The sequence below is a fragment of the Azospirillum sp. genome (assembly GCF_035628975.1).
GTDB lineage: Bacteria > Pseudomonadota > Alphaproteobacteria > Azospirillales > Azospirillaceae > Azospirillum.
Window position 1 is genome coordinate 1 of sequence record NZ_DASPIS010000071.1, and the last position, 15,284, is coordinate 15,284.

At 65.0% G+C, this 15,284-nt stretch carries 12 protein-coding genes; 8 read left to right on the forward strand and 4 right to left on the reverse strand.

Annotated elements, in window-relative coordinates:
- Nucleotides 1–358 precede the first annotated feature (358 nt).
- From VD964_RS15990 to VD964_RS16000, 3 genes are all read left to right on the forward strand, one after another.
- A complete protein-coding gene (locus VD964_RS15990) occupies nt 359–1,273 on the forward strand; it encodes a hypothetical protein (protein WP_324869529.1) in 915 nt (304 codons plus the stop codon).
- Nucleotides 1,274–1,548: 275 nt separating this feature from the next.
- Nucleotides 1,549–2,106 (forward strand): recombinase family protein, encoded by a 558-nt coding sequence (locus VD964_RS15995; RefSeq protein WP_324869530.1) that lies wholly within the window; start codon nt 1,549–1,551, stop codon nt 2,104–2,106.
- Nucleotides 2,106–5,108, forward strand: coding sequence for a Tn3 family transposase (locus tag VD964_RS16000; protein ID WP_324869531.1), 3,003 nt, complete (start codon nt 2,106–2,108; stop codon nt 5,106–5,108). Before VD964_RS15995 ends, VD964_RS16000 begins: the two co-directional genes overlap by 1 nt.
- A gap of 149 nt (nt 5,109–5,257) precedes the next feature.
- Here the strand turns inward: VD964_RS16000 and VD964_RS16005 are convergent, their stop codons facing one another.
- Nucleotides 5,258–5,782: a hypothetical protein gene (locus VD964_RS16005; RefSeq protein ID WP_324869532.1), complete on the reverse strand. Its 525-nt coding sequence runs from the start codon at nt 5,780–5,782 to the stop codon at nt 5,258–5,260.
- The gene (locus tag VD964_RS16010) at nt 5,779–6,501 is read right to left on the reverse strand and encodes a hypothetical protein (RefSeq protein ID WP_324869533.1); all 723 of its coding nucleotides are present in this window, start codon (nt 6,499–6,501) and stop codon (nt 5,779–5,781) included. Before VD964_RS16010 ends, VD964_RS16005 begins: the two co-directional genes overlap by 4 nt.
- A gap of 249 nt (nt 6,502–6,750) precedes the next feature.
- Here VD964_RS16010 and VD964_RS16015 point away from each other — a divergent pair, with 249 nt between their 5' ends.
- Together VD964_RS16015 and VD964_RS16020 are read left to right on the forward strand one after the other, a co-directional pair.
- On the forward strand, nt 6,751–7,833 hold the full coding sequence (locus VD964_RS16015; protein WP_324869534.1) for a restriction endonuclease: 1,083 nt from the start codon (nt 6,751–6,753) through the stop codon (nt 7,831–7,833).
- Between the two features lie 69 nt (nt 7,834–7,902).
- Nucleotides 7,903–8,667, forward strand: coding sequence for a YcjX family protein (locus VD964_RS16020; RefSeq protein WP_324869535.1), 765 nt, complete (start codon nt 7,903–7,905; stop codon nt 8,665–8,667).
- Nucleotides 8,668–8,682: 15 nt separating this feature from the next.
- Here the strand turns inward: VD964_RS16020 and VD964_RS16025 are convergent, their stop codons facing one another.
- Entirely contained in the window at nt 8,683–9,777 is a 1,095-nt protein-coding gene (locus VD964_RS16025) for an IS1595 family transposase (RefSeq protein WP_324869536.1), read from the reverse strand.
- A 565-nt stretch (nt 9,778–10,342) separates the two neighbouring features.
- On the opposite strand from VD964_RS16025, the gene VD964_RS16030 reads away from it, so the two are divergent.
- From VD964_RS16030 to VD964_RS16040, 3 genes are read left to right on the forward strand one after another with little or no spacing between them, the layout of a single operon-like run.
- Nucleotides 10,343–11,206, forward strand: a complete 864-nt coding sequence (locus tag VD964_RS16030; protein ID WP_324869537.1) for a hypothetical protein — start codon at nt 10,343–10,345, stop codon at nt 11,204–11,206.
- A gap of 33 nt (nt 11,207–11,239) precedes the next feature.
- Complete coding sequence (locus VD964_RS16035) at nt 11,240–12,877, forward strand: GTPase (protein WP_324869538.1); 1,638 nt, start codon at nt 11,240–11,242, stop codon at nt 12,875–12,877.
- A complete protein-coding gene (locus VD964_RS16040; RefSeq protein WP_324869539.1) occupies nt 12,864–14,609 on the forward strand; it encodes a LeoA/HP0731 family dynamin-like GTPase in 1,746 nt (581 codons plus the stop codon). The genes VD964_RS16035 and VD964_RS16040 overlap by 14 nt, the downstream gene beginning before the upstream one ends.
- Before the next feature lie 155 nt (nt 14,610–14,764).
- Here VD964_RS16040 and VD964_RS16045 read toward each other — a convergent pair.
- A partial coding sequence (locus VD964_RS16045; protein ID WP_324869540.1) for a site-specific integrase occupies nt 14,765–15,284 on the reverse strand: 520 nt, incomplete at its 5' end.

Genomic DNA, 15,284 nt, shown 5'->3' on the forward strand with positions numbered 1-15,284 from the left:
TGCAATCGTCTCCACCGTCAGCATCCCTGTCCGCCACCCTGTCGTCCGAACCCAGGGTGGTAGCCTGCCAGATCAGGGGTGGCTGGTTATTGGACGCCGATCACCCCTGAAACTGGCCCAGTGTTGCAAGCCGATGCACACAATGCCGTGTTCCAGCAGCCGCTGCGCGTGTGCGTGGAAGGTGAAAAGCTTTGAATTCACGGTCGCCTCTATATGATCAGATGGCACATGCATCCATAAATCCATCGGGCCGGCCTGTCAAGCCGATTTATTGAAATGTGTTGCATATATCCATACATGGTGGCAGACCGGTCTCAACCAATAGCCGGCACTGCGCAACAGGGACCACGAACATCCAATGACCGCTCCACCGTTCAGCAAAGACGACCTTCGGGCCGAGGCCATCGAGGTGTTTCTCACCCTGAAATCGGCGGCGAGCTTTGCCTTTCAGGTCAACGGCCAGCACGAAGACGGATTCTCCTGCCTATATCAGCCTATATTCAGCGATGATGAGCGCAACGATGCGGATAAATCACAAATAATTGAATATTTGATCGCTGCCTATGACTACTGCTTTGACCCAGACGCCCTCTTCAGTATTGGCGCGATGAGAAGCTGGCTGGCAGCCTTCTGCCTGCTCGCCTCATCCTTGGAGCGCATGGACCAGTTCAACTTTCCGCTACAAAGTACCGGACACAGTTTCAGTGCCCAGACGTCGCTGTGCATACGCACTTACCGAACCATGGAGGCTCGGATGAAGATCGATGAGCCGACCGAGATGCAAGAAGATCTGTCCGTCGAAGAGATTGCATTGCTCGCCAACATGACGGAAGGCGCGGTGCGCAACGCGATGAGTGAGAACGCAAAGGACCGCCTGCGCCACCACAGAAACGAGCAGGGACAAATTTCCATTCATCCGATCGATGCGGCGGACTGGCTTTCCCGCCGTCGCGGCTTCGTGACGAAAAAGGGAGAGAACCGAGACATATACGAGGCACGCCGGCGGCTTGACACGGCCACGACCCTGGCCGAGTTTCTAGCGGCCTTGAACGCGCTCAGACAGCGTTGGCACAAGGAATCAAAAATGGTCGGCACTTATGAGCTTTGCTACCTTGGCGTGCCCATCGAAACGGAAGAACGGCTTTTCGCGGGACAGAGTGACGTCGCGTTTGACGATGCGAAGCGGATCTTCGAGAACTTCGGCCTGTCGATGGACGACACAGCGCGGTATTGGCACCTCGTCGCACAGGCCCACGCCTCTTCAGGGCGTTGATCGGGACAGTGATAGGGAGCAATCGCTGAGCGTTGATGAACGACCGTACGCTTCTTACCGTCGTGGCATTGCCAAACTTCACGGCGGTTTCACCAAACAGATTGCCAATCTGGACGAGCCTGCCTCAGCTCATCGCAGCGTGACGGGGCAACATGTCCGGAAGGGCATACTCATACGATACGGTGACGTGAGACGATCCTCAGCGTCTCATTTGGATGGATTTTGTGCGAACGAGACGGTACCGTTTGCTGGTCCAGAGGCAAACGAGACGATACATGGCGGTCTACGGCTACGCCCGCGCCTCCACGATGGATCAGGACGTGGCGATCCAAGAGGAGACGCTTCACCAGGCCGGGTGCGAGGTCATACGCTCGGAGAAGGCGAGCGGCACGACCCGCGCCGGCCGATCGGAACTCGCCTTGCTCCTCCAGTTCCTCCGCCCCGGCGACACGCTGGTTGTCACCCGCGTTGACCGCCTGGCGCGGTCGATCAGAGATCTCCAGGATATCGTGCATGAGCTGCGCGCCAAGGGCGTCGCGCTCAAGGCGACCGAACAGCCGATCAACACCGCGACCTCGGCCGGCAAGGCGTTCCTCGACATGCTCGGCGTGTTCGCCGAGTTCGAAACCAACCTACGCCGGGAGCGGCAGATGGAAGGCATCGCGCGCGCCAAGGCCAAAGGGGTCTACAAGGGCCGCAAGCCGTCGATCGACCCGGCGGAGGTCCAGCGATTGCGGACCGAGGAGAAGCTGGGACCGACCGCCATCGCCCAGCGGCTCGGGATCGGGCGGGCTTCCGTCTATCGGGTGCTCGCCAGCACCGACCGAACCTGATGCCGGTCAGCTTTCTCACCCCGGAACAGGAAAGGCGGTACGGCCAGTTTCCGGCCGAGGTGTCCGCCGAGCAACTGGCCCGGTTTTTCCACCTCGACGACGCGGATCGCGCGTTCATATTGGCACACCGCGGCGCCCACATGCGGCTCGGTTGCGCCATCCAACTTGGCACGGTGCGGTTTCTCGGAACGTTCCTCGAAGACCCATGCAAGGTGCCGCCGTGCGTGGTGGGTTTCCTCGGCGATCAACTTGGCGTGCCGATCAATGGAGCGCTCGATGCGTACCGGGCCAGCCAATGGCGTTGGCGGCACCCGGTCGAGGTCCGCGACCGCTACGGCTACCGCGATTTTTCGGATTCCGCCGCGCAATGGCGGCTCCTGCGCTGGCTCTACGCGCTGTGCTGGACGGGGACCGATCGGCCGACCGCCCTGTTCGACCGGGCGACGGCCTGGCTGGTGGCGCACAAGGTGCTGCTGCCGGGGGCGAGCGTGCTCGAACGAACCGTCGCGCGGGTGCGCTTCCGCGCCAACAGCCGCCTGTGGCGCCTGCTGGCAGCCCGGATCACGCCCGAGCAGAAGGCGCGGCTCGACGCTTTGCTGACGGTGCCGGAGGGCGGCCGGCAGAGCCCCTTGGACCGGCTCCGGTCGGGGCCGACCCTGCAAAGCATCAACGAGCTGGTGCGCGCGACCGAGCGCCTCGACGAGGTGCGGCGCCTCGCGGCCGGCCTGCCGCAAACCGATCGGTTGCCGAAGACCCGCGTCCTGGCGTTGGCGCGGTTCGCTGGCGCCGCCAAGGCCCAGGCGGTCGCCCGGCTGCCGGACGAGCGGCGCGCCGCGACCCTGCTGGCGTTCCTCCGGGCGCTGGAGGCGAGCGCGCAGGACGACGTGCTCGACCTGTTCGACCTGCTTGTCACCCGGATGTTCGTCGATGCCGTCCGCAAGGGCCGGGAGGCGCGGTTGCGCGGCCTGGGCGACCTTGATGCCGCCGCGCTCACCCTGAGCAGGGTCTGCGCCCTGGTGCTCGACGGCGCCGTCGGCGACGCCGAACTTCGGGCCGCGGTCTTCACGGCCGTGCCGCAGGCCGCCCTGGAGGCCGCCGTGGCGCAGGTGGACAGCCTGACCCGGCCGCCGGACGATCCATACTTCGACGAACTGCTGGCGCAGCACCGCAGCATCCGGCGCTTCCTGCCGCACTTCGTGCGCGTCGTCGGCCTGGGCGCCATGCCGGCCGGGCGGTCGGTGCTGAAGGCCCTGCACCACCTCCGGACGGTCGAGGACGGCGGCGCGCGCGGCACGCCGTGGCCCACCGACTTCGTGCCGAAGTCCTGGGAGCGCCGGGTGACCAAGAACGGCAGCGTCGATCGGCGGGCCTGGACCCTGTGCCTGGTCGATCGGCTGCGCGGCGCGCTCCGGCGCCGCGACGTGTTCGCAGCGCCGAGCCTGCGCTTCGCCGATCCCCGCATCGGCCTGCTCGACGGCGCCGCCTGGGAGGCCGCGCGGCCGACCGTCTGCCGCACCCTGGGGAAATCCCAGAGCGCGGCCGAGGAAATCGGCCGATTGACCGGGCGGCTCGACCAGGCGTTCCGAACGGTCGCCGGCAACCTCCCGGAGAACGCCAGCGTCCGCATGGAACGGAACGGCGACGACGAGGATCTGGTGCTGACCGGGCTCGACCGCCTCGACGAACCGGCCAGCCTCGTCGCCCTGCGAACCGCCGTGACGGCGCGCCTGCCGCGCGTCGATCTGCCGGAACTGCTGCTGGAGATCGACGCCCGGACCGGGTTCGCCGGCGCGTTCACCCACGCCAGCGAATCCGAGGCGCGGGCGCGGGACCTGGCGACGACGCTGTGCGCCGTGCTGCTGGCCGAGGCGTGCAACACCGGTCTGGAGCCGCTGGTGCGCCCGGACCTGCCGGCGCTCCGGCGGTCGCGCCTGAGTTGGGTCCGGCAAAACTACCTGCGCGCCGAAACCCTGACGCAGGGGAATGCCCGGCTTGTCGCCGCCCAGAACGGCATCGATCTGGCGCGGCGGTGGGGTGGCGGCGACGTCGCCTCAGCCGACGGGCTGCGCTTCGTGGTGCCGGTGCGCACCATCCACGCCGGCCCCAACCCGAAGTACTTCGGCAAGGAGCGCGGCGTCACCTACTACAACCTGGTCTCCGACCAGTTCACCGGCCTGAACGCCATCACCGTGCCCGGCACCCTGCGGGACAGTCTGGTGCTGCTGAGCGTCGTGCTGGAACAGGAGACCGAACTGGAGCCGACCGAGATCATGACGGACACGGGCGCCTACACCGACGTGATCTTCGGCATCTTCTGGTTGCTCGGCTACCAGTTCAGCCCACGGATCGCCGATGTCGGCGGCTCCCGGTTCTGGCGGGTCGATGCCGCGGCCGACTGCGGCCCCCTCGACACGCTCGCCGCGCACAGGGTGAGGACGGGCATCATCGCCGAACATTGGGACGACCTGCTGCGTCTGGCCGGCTCGCTCAAGCTGGGCCTCGTGCAGGCCGGTGGGCTGATGCGGACCCTCCAGACGAACGACCGGCCGACCCGGCTGGCGCGGGCGCTGGAGGAACTCGGCCGCATCATCAAGACGCTCTACCTGCTGGCCTACATCGACGACGAAGCCTATCGCCGCCGCATCCTCACCCAGCTCAACCGCGGTGAGGGCCGCCACCAGCTCGCCCGCGTTGTCTTCCACGGCAAGCGGGGCGAACTGCGCCAGCGCTACCGGGAAGGCCAGGAGGACCAGCTCGGCGCCCTCGGTCTGGTCGTCAACGCCATCATCCTGTGGAACACCATCTACATGGACGCCGCGCTCGATAAACTGCGCGCGGAAGGCTTCGACGTGCGTGACGAGGACGTGGCGCGTCTGTCGCCGCTCGCCCACGAGCACATCAACATGCTCGGCCGCTACGCCTTCACCCTGCCCGAACTGGTGGCCCGAGGCGAGCTGCGGCCGTTGCGCAGTTCGACCATCCTTGTCGACGAGAATGCCTGAAGGGTGGTTCCGGCGCTGCGCGCCTTACCTAGGTTTTCTGTTCCACTACTACTCGCATCCCTATTCCCCGCGGCGGAAGGCGGCTTCGCGGGAAAATTGTAACGGATCGTAACGGCGGCGGCGGCCCGTCGCGTCGTGCGCCCGGCGCCTCAGATCCCTTGGAAGGACTGCTGGTCGGGTTCGGGAGGCAGCGGGAGGTCGGCGATCCCCCGGCACTGCATACCGGTGATCGCCGCGACCTCCCTGACGCTTGGGTCGTCCGAGAGGATCTCGTGTGCGCCCGCCACCCGGGCGATGGCGACGATCTGGAGGTCGAACTTGATCCGGTGCCTGCCGACCTCGGCCCTCAGCTGCTTCAGGCGCCCGGCCCAATGCTGGGTCATCATGACGCTGCATTCGAGCGCGGCACGCTGGTCGAAGTCGGCGATCCGGAAGACGCTCTGCCGCCGGAGGAGGTCCAGGTACGCCGATGCGGATGCCCCCGTGCCCACCAGCGTCTCGGCGACCATGGGCGTCGGCAGAATGAGCTTCGTCCCGGCCTTCGACAGGGTGGCGACCAGGTGCTCCACGCGGTCCTGGCAGCGTTCCACCGGCTTGCCGGTGGCTTCGTCCTTGGGCGGGCTGGTGTCGGGTTTGAGCAGGTACAGGAAGACGCTGGTATCGACGGCGATCATTCGGTGTCGTCAACCCCCCGTAAGTCCCGCCACTGCTCGATCAGGCCGTCGCGCCCCGGCGCCGCGGCCCTCAGCCTCGCCAGCGCCTCCGCCAGCGGGGCGTCGTCCAGGACCTCGAAGTTGCTGGCCTGGAACCGGCCCAGCGTCCATGTGCCACCGCTGTCGCGATGCCACGTCCCGGAACCCGTCACGCGCAACGTCGGCCCGAAGAGGTGTTGCCCCATGCCCCTGGCCAGATGGCGCGTGGTCTCGCCCTTCCACAGCCGGTCGCGGTCGGCCAGATAGAAGTGCACGGTCCTGTCCTTGCCGCCGATACGGATCAGTTGCCCTTCGACGGTCGTCGGCTGCTGCACCGGCCCGATCGTTTCCACGCGCGGCAGGTTGCGCCCGGGGAATGGGATGATCTCCGCGCCGCCGACCTGGAGGGCGCCGACGGCGTTGTCCTCGCGCAGGAGCTCGTTCAGCTTGCCCAGGGCCTTCGCGGCGTCGATCGGCCCATCGCCGACACGGACCCGGGCCAACCGGTCGTCGAGCTTGGGTCGCGCCGGTTCGTCCGCCCACGCGACCAGCACAGCGCTGCCTCGGTCGATGCGGTCGAAATGGAGGTCGGGGTCGTCGCCCAGCAGCTTGCTGAGCTCACCCAGGTACGCGACGAGGCGCCCGAGAGACAGCGTCTCCGGGTTCAACGCATCGATCACGAACCGCAGTTCCGTTTTCACGGCCCCCTCCCACATCGTCTCCGACCATACCGAAAACACCTGAGGAGGTCAAAGTGACCAAATGACTCCGGAACGCTTCGCCTTCTGGTCGGGCCTTCAGGCAAGTGGGAATACAGTCAGGCGGAACCTGACGGAGATTCGCATCTGCGTTGGTCCCGTCAGATGCAGGAACTTCACGTTGGCAGCACCCACGTTGCGCATGTATGGTAGCAAACAACCCAGAGTGAACGGTCCTGGAAGGGGCAGTCCATGGACACCGCCGAATCATCGGAACAGCGCCGCGAGCGCTTGAAGGCCCTTGCCAAGGCTCGAGTGGAACGGCTTGTCCGCGGCCAAGACGTGTCGCCGCACGTAGACCGGCCGGAGAACCGGCTGCTCACCCAGGAGGAGGCTGATCGCGGGCTGGTGGGCTTGCTGGAGAACGGCATCATCGAGTTTCCGATCCGCGACAAGGCCGTCCGTGTGGTCCGCATCAAGGAGGAACGCGCGCCCGGAAAGCATCGCCTCATCTGCTCGGTCAGCGTGGACGGCGAAGTGCTCGGCGAACCCCTGCTCTGCGACCTCAAGGACTTGGAGACCGGCTGCGCATTCAAGGTCCCGGAGGCCCTGCTCTACAAATTCAGCAACAAGTACGTGTGGGGCAGGAATCCCTACAACGCGCTGTTCAAGGTAATCGGCGACCGCTCCTTTACCGGATTCCTCGAAGAACTCAGGGCGCACCGCTCGGAACAGGATGAGCAGCGCGAGCGCCTCCTCCAGCGTATCGTTGAGGAGGCCGAACGCTTCCGGGATGTCCTGGTGAGGAAGTACCGGCAACTCACGTACATGGACGAGTACGAGACCCGGGAGACCGCGAAGTTCTTGGAGGAGGCGAAGCGGTTCGCGGGCAAGCGGTTGCCGGACCTGCCCGCTGCCGCCGTCGCCGAGGTCATCGTGCGCCTCGTGTCCGAGTGGGCTGACGAAGCGGGGCAAGACGGTTCCGACATCGCGTTCGACGCCTCCATGTCGCCCCAGGACTACGAGCGCTTCTGCGCCGACCGGTTCGCCGAGGCCGGGTGGACCGCGCGCCTGACGAAGGCTTCAGGGGATCAGGGTGCCGACATCGTCTGCGAGGCGGACGGCCGCCGCCTCGTCGTGCAGTGCAAGCTCTACTCGTCGTCGGTCGGCAACGGCGCCGTCCAGGAGGTCATCGCGGCCCGGGAGTTCGAGTACGCCGACCTCGCTGCGGTAGTGTCCAACGCACCCTTCACCCCCGCCGCCAAGGAGCTCGCCTCCGCGACTTCGGTACAGCTGCTCCACCACGACGAGATACCGACCTTGAAGCCGAAGTAGCCGCTCTCCGCGGAATGCGAGGGTGGGAAGCCCCCGCCGTGAATCCCTCCGTCGAGTAGGAGAGCACTGATGGGCCTAAAGGATCTGTTCCCGAGCGTGAATGACATCGCCCGGGTCGTTCCGACGCTTCCGAAGCCCGACATGGAGCGCACCATCCGGCTGGCCGTCACGGGCCTCACGCGCTCCGGCAAGACGGTCTTCATCTCGAGCCTCATCCACAACCTGCTGCACGCCGACCACACGCCGAGCCCCTTGCCGAAGCTGGGGGTGGTCGACAGCAAGCGGTTCACGACGGCCCGGCTCGACCACAACGCCGCCGTCCACGCGCCGCTGTTCCCGTTCGAGGAGAACGCCGCGGCCATCTGTGCCGCCACGCCGCAGTGGCCGGAGCCGACGACCGACATTAGCCAGATCCGAGTCAAGATCGCCTTCAGGCCGGACCCGGGCACGTGGACGGGCTGGGCCGGTGATACCTGGGGCTTGAGGAAGGTCGTCCCGCAGACGCTCGTCCTCAACCTCGATATCGTCGACTACCCCGGCGAGTGGCTGCTGGACCTCCCGCTGGAGAAGAAGACCTACGCGCAGTGGTCGGAGGACGTCTTGGCCCTGTGCCGTCAGGAGCCGCGCGCCACCCTGGCCAAGGACTGGATCACCTACGTCGCCACCCGGAACCCGGAGGAGCAGGCCGACGAGGAGTTCTTCGCCACCACGGCAAAGCTCTACACCGAGTTCCTGGAGCGCTGCCGGAGCGAGCCCCACAACCTGCGTCTCGTGCAGCCCGGCCACTTTCTCCGACCGGGCCAGTACGAGGACATCGCGACATTTGTTCGGTAAACAACGCCGCCATTATCAACCAAAGACAGCCACGGTGGACACGATAGCGATCCCGCCATTCCGGCTGCGTCGGAGCTGACGGCCGACGGCGTGTCGAAAGACGGCGGGAAGCTGGAGTGCCGGCGGGATACGGGACCACAGGGTCTGGATGATCGTGCGCCCTTTGCGGGTTCGACGTGGAGCCTGCCCGGCCACCGTGCGCTGGGACCAGCGGAAGCCGATCTCGCCGAAGTACAAGTCGGCGTGCCGGGGGCTGATGTGATGGAAGACGCCGGCGATGGTGCGCCGAACCCGGTCGTTGAAGCCCTCGGCCGAGTTGGCATGAACGGAGCCGCGAACGTACTCACGCTGGGAGTGGCGGACTGTGTCGTGGGCGTGGAAGGCGTGGCCGAGCGCGACGAATGCCTTCCATTCGTCGCTCATCAGGTGTGCGCCGGGATCGACGGCGGTCTCCAGCACCCGCTCGGCCTCGTCGTGCGAGAGGTCGGCGACCACTGAGGCCCGGGCTTCGCCGGCTGGCGTTCCGGGCTCTCGGCTGGCCGGGCGCTGCACGATGGCAAGCGCGGGCGTTTTCGTCGTGCGCGGCTGGCCCTTGCGCCCGCGGCCCAGCTTGGGTGGGTTGGGATCACCGCGCGGCTTACCGCCGAAATGGAACTCGTCGATCTCGACCGTGCCGTCCAGGGGATGGTCGCGCGTCACCAGCAGCCGCAGGACATGGCCCATCCGCCAGGCCGTCGGCTGGCTGACGCCGAGCGCCTCGGCCAAACGGAGGGAGGAGATACCTTTGTCCGACTGCAGGATGAACCACAGCCCCGTCAGCCACGTCCGCAGCGGGAGCTTCGTCCCATGCAGGGGCGTGCGCGTCGTCACGGTGAACTGAAAGCGGCACTCCTGGTTCGAGCATTGGTACAGGCCCGGCCGGGACCGCCGTCCCATGTCCCGGCTTGCCAGGGCAATCGAGCGGCGTGAGCCGCAGACCGGGCAGAGCCGCCCGCGTGGCCACACCATGGCCTCCACCATGTGGCGGCACCGAGCCGCGTCCCGAAACGCCTCGGCCATCTCAGCCACGGTCCGAATGGCGGCCAAGTCCTCCAGCACCGATCCCATCATTCCCTCCCTGCCCGGCTCCCAAGAATCGCATCAAAGCCCTTCACGGACAAGGAATAGCTGTCTTTGGTTCATAATGGCGGCGTTGTCTGCCGAACAAATGTCGCGATGTCCTCCTGCAGGTACCAGCGCACCGCCCATAGGATTACCTCCGCCGTGAACTGCCGGCCCTTGAACAGGCTCTTCCTGCTACGCATCACCGTATCACCCAAGCCGCCGAAAAGGGCCGCGTTTTACCCGATCTCTGGCCCATCGAAAACGTTGCAACAGAACCCCATCACCCGCCACTTCATTGCGCCCCCGGTTCGCTGCTTTCCCAGTGTGCGCTTTACCATCCTCCCCCCAGGTTTGAGACGGTCTCCACTCCGATTTGCGCGCCAAAGTCCCGGAGACCAAATGAGCGTGCCAGCTCCGACACCACGCTCAGGGACACGAACGCGAATAGCTGAACCGAAGCGCCCGCGCTTGCGAGGAGCCCTCATTGCCGCTACAACGACAAGGGGAGTTTGTTCGTAGCAAACCAACAACCAGAATATGCCCGGCATGGATGGGCGGAGCGGGACGCGCAATGTCAAAGGCTCAGGAATTCTCGCGTCTCTACCGCGATGTCCAGGCGCACGTCTCCCAAGCGCTCATGGACATTTCCGCGGTAAAAGTCTCCAGCGAAAAGGGCACCGCCCATCTCGATGCGATAAAATCACAGCTCAGCGCCCTAAAAAGCCGCTTCAATGAAGAGATCGAGTATCTTGATGGGCATTCGGAGTGGGAAAAATTCACGATTGCGTTTTTTGGCGAAACGAATGCAGGCAAGAGCACGATTATTGAGAGTCTGCGAATTATCTTCGGTGAGCAGAACCGTCAAGCCCTGATTCGGAGCAACCGCGCCACGGCCGAGGATCTACAAACGGTGTTCTCTCGGGACGCCGACCAGCTGATCGAGGCGCTGAGCCGACGGTATGTTGCCTTTGATGGCGAGGTGGCATCCCTGGGGCGCGAGGTCGCCGGCTTGGTGTCGGCCGTTCGCCGGGACGGCGAGGCAACCCGCGAGGGGTTCTCGCGAGAGGCGGACCGGATGATCGAAGCCCTGAACGCTCGCTACGCGGAGTTCCGACAGCGCATCGACGGCCTTGGAACCGAACTCACCGTCTTGTCCGCGGTTGTCCAACAAGAGAACGAAGCCACCCGCAGCGCCTTCGCGCTACACGCGGAGCGGCTGGCCGGTGCGCTGACCGCACGCTGTGGCGCCTTTGAAGGAGAAGTTGCGGGCCTGGGCACCAGGATTTCGGATCTGGCGGCCATTGTCCGCGAGGAATCCGAGGCGGCCCGTGAAGACGACCGATGCCGCGCTAGGGTGCGGCTCGTCATCGGGATCTGTGCCGGAGTCGTTGCCGGCGCCCTCGGCGCCGCAGTCGGGCATATCCTGCTGGCCTGACCGGCAAGCGCCATTCCTCGCGCGAGACGCACGATGAACCAGTTGCCCTTTGGACCTGCCCCAACTCTGGACAGCGTCCTCGCGGACCTGATTGGGAGGGCGCTTCCGTCGTTGCTGTGCACGCAGCGTATGCTGGAAGATGCGCAACGTTCGATAGAGCAGGTCGACGGCGCCATCGTGGGCACCGGCAAGGCCGATTTCACCGAAAGCAACGTCGCCTACCAGCTGGAGTATCGGGACAAGCCCTTCCAACTGATCGACGTCCCGGGGATCGAAGGCAACGAGTCCAAGTACGAGGCGATGGTCCGCGCGGCCATCGCGCGGGCGCATCTCGTCTTCTATGTGAACGGCACAAACAAGAAGCCCGAAGCGGAGACGGCGCAGAAGATTAAGAGTTATCTCAACCGTGACGCCGTCGTCTACGCCCTCTGCAATATCCGCGGGAAAGCAGATTCCTACGAGTTTCCGGAAGACCGGAACGATCTTGACCAAACGTATAGGGACTCTGCGGGCACGCGCGCGCAGACCCAAGCGGTGCTGGAAAGCATCCTCGGCCACGAACTGGTCAAGGATTGCCTGAGCGTGCAAGGCCTCCTCGGATTCTGCTCGGTTGCCTACGGCGCGAACGGCCTGTCGACCATCAGCCCGCAGCGGCCGGATCTCGCCAGGGCGCAACAAGCCTATGCCGCGAATTTCCAAACCCCTGAGGCGATGCGCCGGTTCAGCCGGATTGGCGACATCGAGCGGATCATCCGGGAGCGCGCCGCAACCTTCGAGTCCGACATCGTCGAAAGCAACAAACGCAAGGTCCTCCGTCTGATCGGTGAGACGCTGACCGCGCTGGAAACCCACCTGGGCGACCACAAGCGGCTGAGCGCGGAGATCGGTCGCGAGATCGGGCGGTGCAAGGCCGCCATCGAGGGGGCCTTCGCCAACTTCCGGACCTCGATCAGCAGCCGGTGCGCCAGCGCTGTCGAGACATTCTTCAACGCTGTCCACGACTCCGCGCTGACCGCCGTCGAGGAGCACTTCGACGACGTGGTCAAGGTGAATTCTGCGATCGACAGGCATCAGGCCGCCCAGCAGAAAGCGCTCGCCGAGCGTCTTCAGCAGGCCCAGTCGCAATCCATGGAGGCCCTGTCTGGCAGCGTGGCGCAGGCGCTGCAGCGCTTGCAGATGGACATCGCGCGGGCGCGCTTCCAGGCCGAGCTGATCAAGGCCTCGCAGTCGTCGCTGTCTCTGACCGAAGCGCTGGAAAGCATAAAGTTCAATGCGAAGGATCTTCGCAGTCTTTTCACGGGCATCGGCGGCTACGCTTTTACGGGGTTTTCCCTCGGCAACCTACCGGGAGCCGCCATTGGCGCCGTGGTCGGACTTGTGGTCGGCGTGCTCAAATATCTCTTCAGCGGACGGAGAGGAAAGATCAGGGACGCGCAGTCCAGGGTGAATTCGGCCATACAAGCCGAGCGGGCCTCCGCCCGCACGTACATGGAGGGCGAGATCGCGTCCCTTGTCCAACGCGTCCGAGCGAACCTCGACAAGGGCGTTCTTTCCGCCTTGGACGGCGAACTGGCCAGGATGAACGACGTCGAGATCGTGCTGAATTACCAGATCCAATCCCTAAAGTCATACAAGGCGCAGGTGGAGGCCAAGTCCTATGGAGAATTTTGATCGGTTCAGAATGGGAAAATCCGCGACCTTGGCCTACCTTTCCCATTTAAAGCAAATGGTTGCCAAGATGAGCGGGGTGGGGATGGACACGTTCGAGGACATCGCCAAGATCGATAGTGCAGTTCGCGATATCGAAGATGACGTGCTCAGGATTGCGCTGATCGGTGCTTTTTCGGATGGAAAGACCAGCGTGGTCGCCGGCTGGCTCGGCCGCGTCATGGACAACATGAAGATCGACACCGATGAGTCTTCCGACCGTCTCGCCGTCTATCGCCCCGACAGCCTGCCCGATCGCTGCGAAATCATCGATACGCCCGGCCTCTTCGGCGACAAGGAGAAGACCAACAGCGTTGGCAACGTCGTGCAGTACGGCGACATCACCAGGGAATACCTGTCATCAGCGCATCTGATCTTCTACGTGGTCGACGCGACAAACCCTCTGAAGGACAGCCACAAAGATACCGTACGGTGGATCCTGCGGGACCTCGGCAAATTGTCCTCGACCGTCTTTGTCATCAACAAGATGGATGAGGTGGCCGACCTCCGGGATGAGGACGACTTCACCACCCAGTCCAGCATCAAGAGGGTGAACCTCCTCGACAAACTGGATCGCTTTCTCGAACTGACGGACGCCGAGCGGCAGGCGGTGAACATCGTCTGCATCGCCTCCAATCCGAACAACCGGGGGCTGGAATACTGGTTCAGTAAAATGGAGGCTTACGAAGAGCGGTCGCGGATCTATGCCCTGAAGGCCATGACCGCCAGCATCCTCGACCGGACCACGCGGGAAACGCTGTCAAGAAAGACCGGAATGGATGTCATGAAGGACATCCTGCACAGAAAGGTTGCCATGGCGGCAGAGGAGTTTACCCGGTTCCAACTGATGTCGGACGCATTGTCCGAGGATACCCACCGGATCACTGAGGACATCGAGCGGGGAAAGAGGAGGATCTTGGCGGCGAAGAGGGAGCTCCTGGAAGAGCTGGACAGCGTCGAGAAGGCACTATTAGGGAAGATCCGCGGGTTGGGCCGGGAGGACATCGTTCCCTTCCTCGAGGACGAGGTGGGGTACAGCGGAGGCGAGATCGGTTACAAGCTGCAGCTGAAGATTGAGATGGCCTGTCAGCGCTCGTTTGAGCAATCGACGGCCATCCTCGGTGAGATCAGCGTCAGCATCGAACGGCAGTTGGAAACCTCGTCGCGCTTTGCCGAGACGGTTACCTCGTCCGCCTTGGCCATGTCCAGTACGGCACTGAAGCATGTGTCCACGCTGCCGGTGGAAACCATCCGGGCCGGGGTCTTTGCCGCCCGCGACATGCTGGCCAGCGTCACCGGGATGACGATCAAGTTCAAGCCGTGGGGAGCCACCAAACTGGCGGGCAGCATCGGCAAGTGGGCCGGCACCATCGGGGCCGGGATCCAGATCCTCGGCGACGTTGTCGATGCGGTCCGGCAGCAGCGGGCGCAGGAGGAGCTGGCGGAGTTGAAGAAAGACCTGAGCGAAATGGTCAAGGAGCATTTCAAGATAGTCTACAACCTACTTCGCGACGACGGCAAGGTACTGGAGACATTCGCCCCCCAGATTAAGATTTTTGAAGATATCCTGGAGCGGCAGCGAGCCGATCTTGCCGGCCTTCTGGCAAAGCGGCAGATGTTGGAGGCGATCCGCCGGGACCTCGAGGAGGCCTCCGCTACATCCGGCATCCTTGAAGGGGGACTCGCCATCGGATGATTTCGTTTGTGGGTCGGCGCCCAACAGCAGGCCGCGGTCCAGCAAATGCGGCAGGAGGTGGCCTTCTGTCGGCGCCGATCCACAATTTGAACCTGCGGCGTCGGCGACCGGCGACCCTGGCCGCCCCTGGCACGCGCGTCGCGGCGGCCGTGGCCTCACAGGAATCCGGCGCCGGCGTGGTCCTTGAAGAGGTCGGCGTCGCGCACATAGCCGGCCAGCACGTCGAGGCTCTCGTGGCGCGACTGGTCGCGCATCTTGAACAGGCTGGCGCCGGTGGCGGCGGCCGAGGTGAGGAAGCCGGCGCGCAGGCTGTGGGCGCCGAACTCGGCGGCGGCGAGCCCGACGGCGGCGGCGCGCTCCTTGAGCACCAGTGCCACCGCCTCGCCGCTCAGGCCGTCGGCGGTCACCCGGTCGCCCTTGCGCATGCGGCGGAACACGAACCCCTCGGTGATCCCCCCCGCGTCCAGCCACGCCTCGAGCAGCGCCAGCGGGCGGATGCGCAGGCCGCGCGGCACGGCGATGGTGCGGCCCTCGCCCTCCTGGTCGGTCTTCGAGCGCGGGATCAGCACGCGCAGGCCGTCGTCGACGCGGGCCAGGTGCTCCAGGCGCAGCGCGGCGAGCTCGGAGCGGCGCATGGCGGACGCCAGCCCGAAGGCGATGAGGGCGCGGTCGCGC

Bases quoted from the DNA above. Each gene is read 5' to 3' on its own strand.
- VD964_RS15990 (WP_324869529.1), top strand. From the start codon at position 359: ATGACCGCTCCACCGTTCAGCAAAGACGACCTTCGGGCCGAGGCCATC.
- VD964_RS15995 (WP_324869530.1), top strand. From the start codon at position 1,549: ATGGCGGTCTACGGCTACGCCCGCGCCTCCACGATGGATCAGGACGTG.
- VD964_RS16000 (WP_324869531.1), top strand. From the start codon at position 2,106: ATGCCGGTCAGCTTTCTCACCCCGGAACAGGAAAGGCGGTACGGCCAG.
- VD964_RS16005 (WP_324869532.1), bottom strand. From the start codon at position 5,782: ATGATCGCCGTCGATACCAGCGTCTTCCTGTACCTGCTCAAACCCGAC.
- VD964_RS16015 (WP_324869534.1), top strand. From the start codon at position 6,751: ATGGACACCGCCGAATCATCGGAACAGCGCCGCGAGCGCTTGAAGGCC.
- VD964_RS16020 (WP_324869535.1), top strand. From the start codon at position 7,903: ATGGGCCTAAAGGATCTGTTCCCGAGCGTGAATGACATCGCCCGGGTC.
- VD964_RS16025 (WP_324869536.1), bottom strand. From the start codon at position 9,777: ATGATGGGATCGGTGCTGGAGGACTTGGCCGCCATTCGGACCGTGGCT.
- VD964_RS16030 (WP_324869537.1), top strand. From the start codon at position 10,343: ATGTCAAAGGCTCAGGAATTCTCGCGTCTCTACCGCGATGTCCAGGCG.
- VD964_RS16035 (WP_324869538.1), top strand. From the start codon at position 11,240: ATGAACCAGTTGCCCTTTGGACCTGCCCCAACTCTGGACAGCGTCCTC.
- VD964_RS16040 (WP_324869539.1), top strand. From the start codon at position 12,864: ATGGAGAATTTTGATCGGTTCAGAATGGGAAAATCCGCGACCTTGGCC.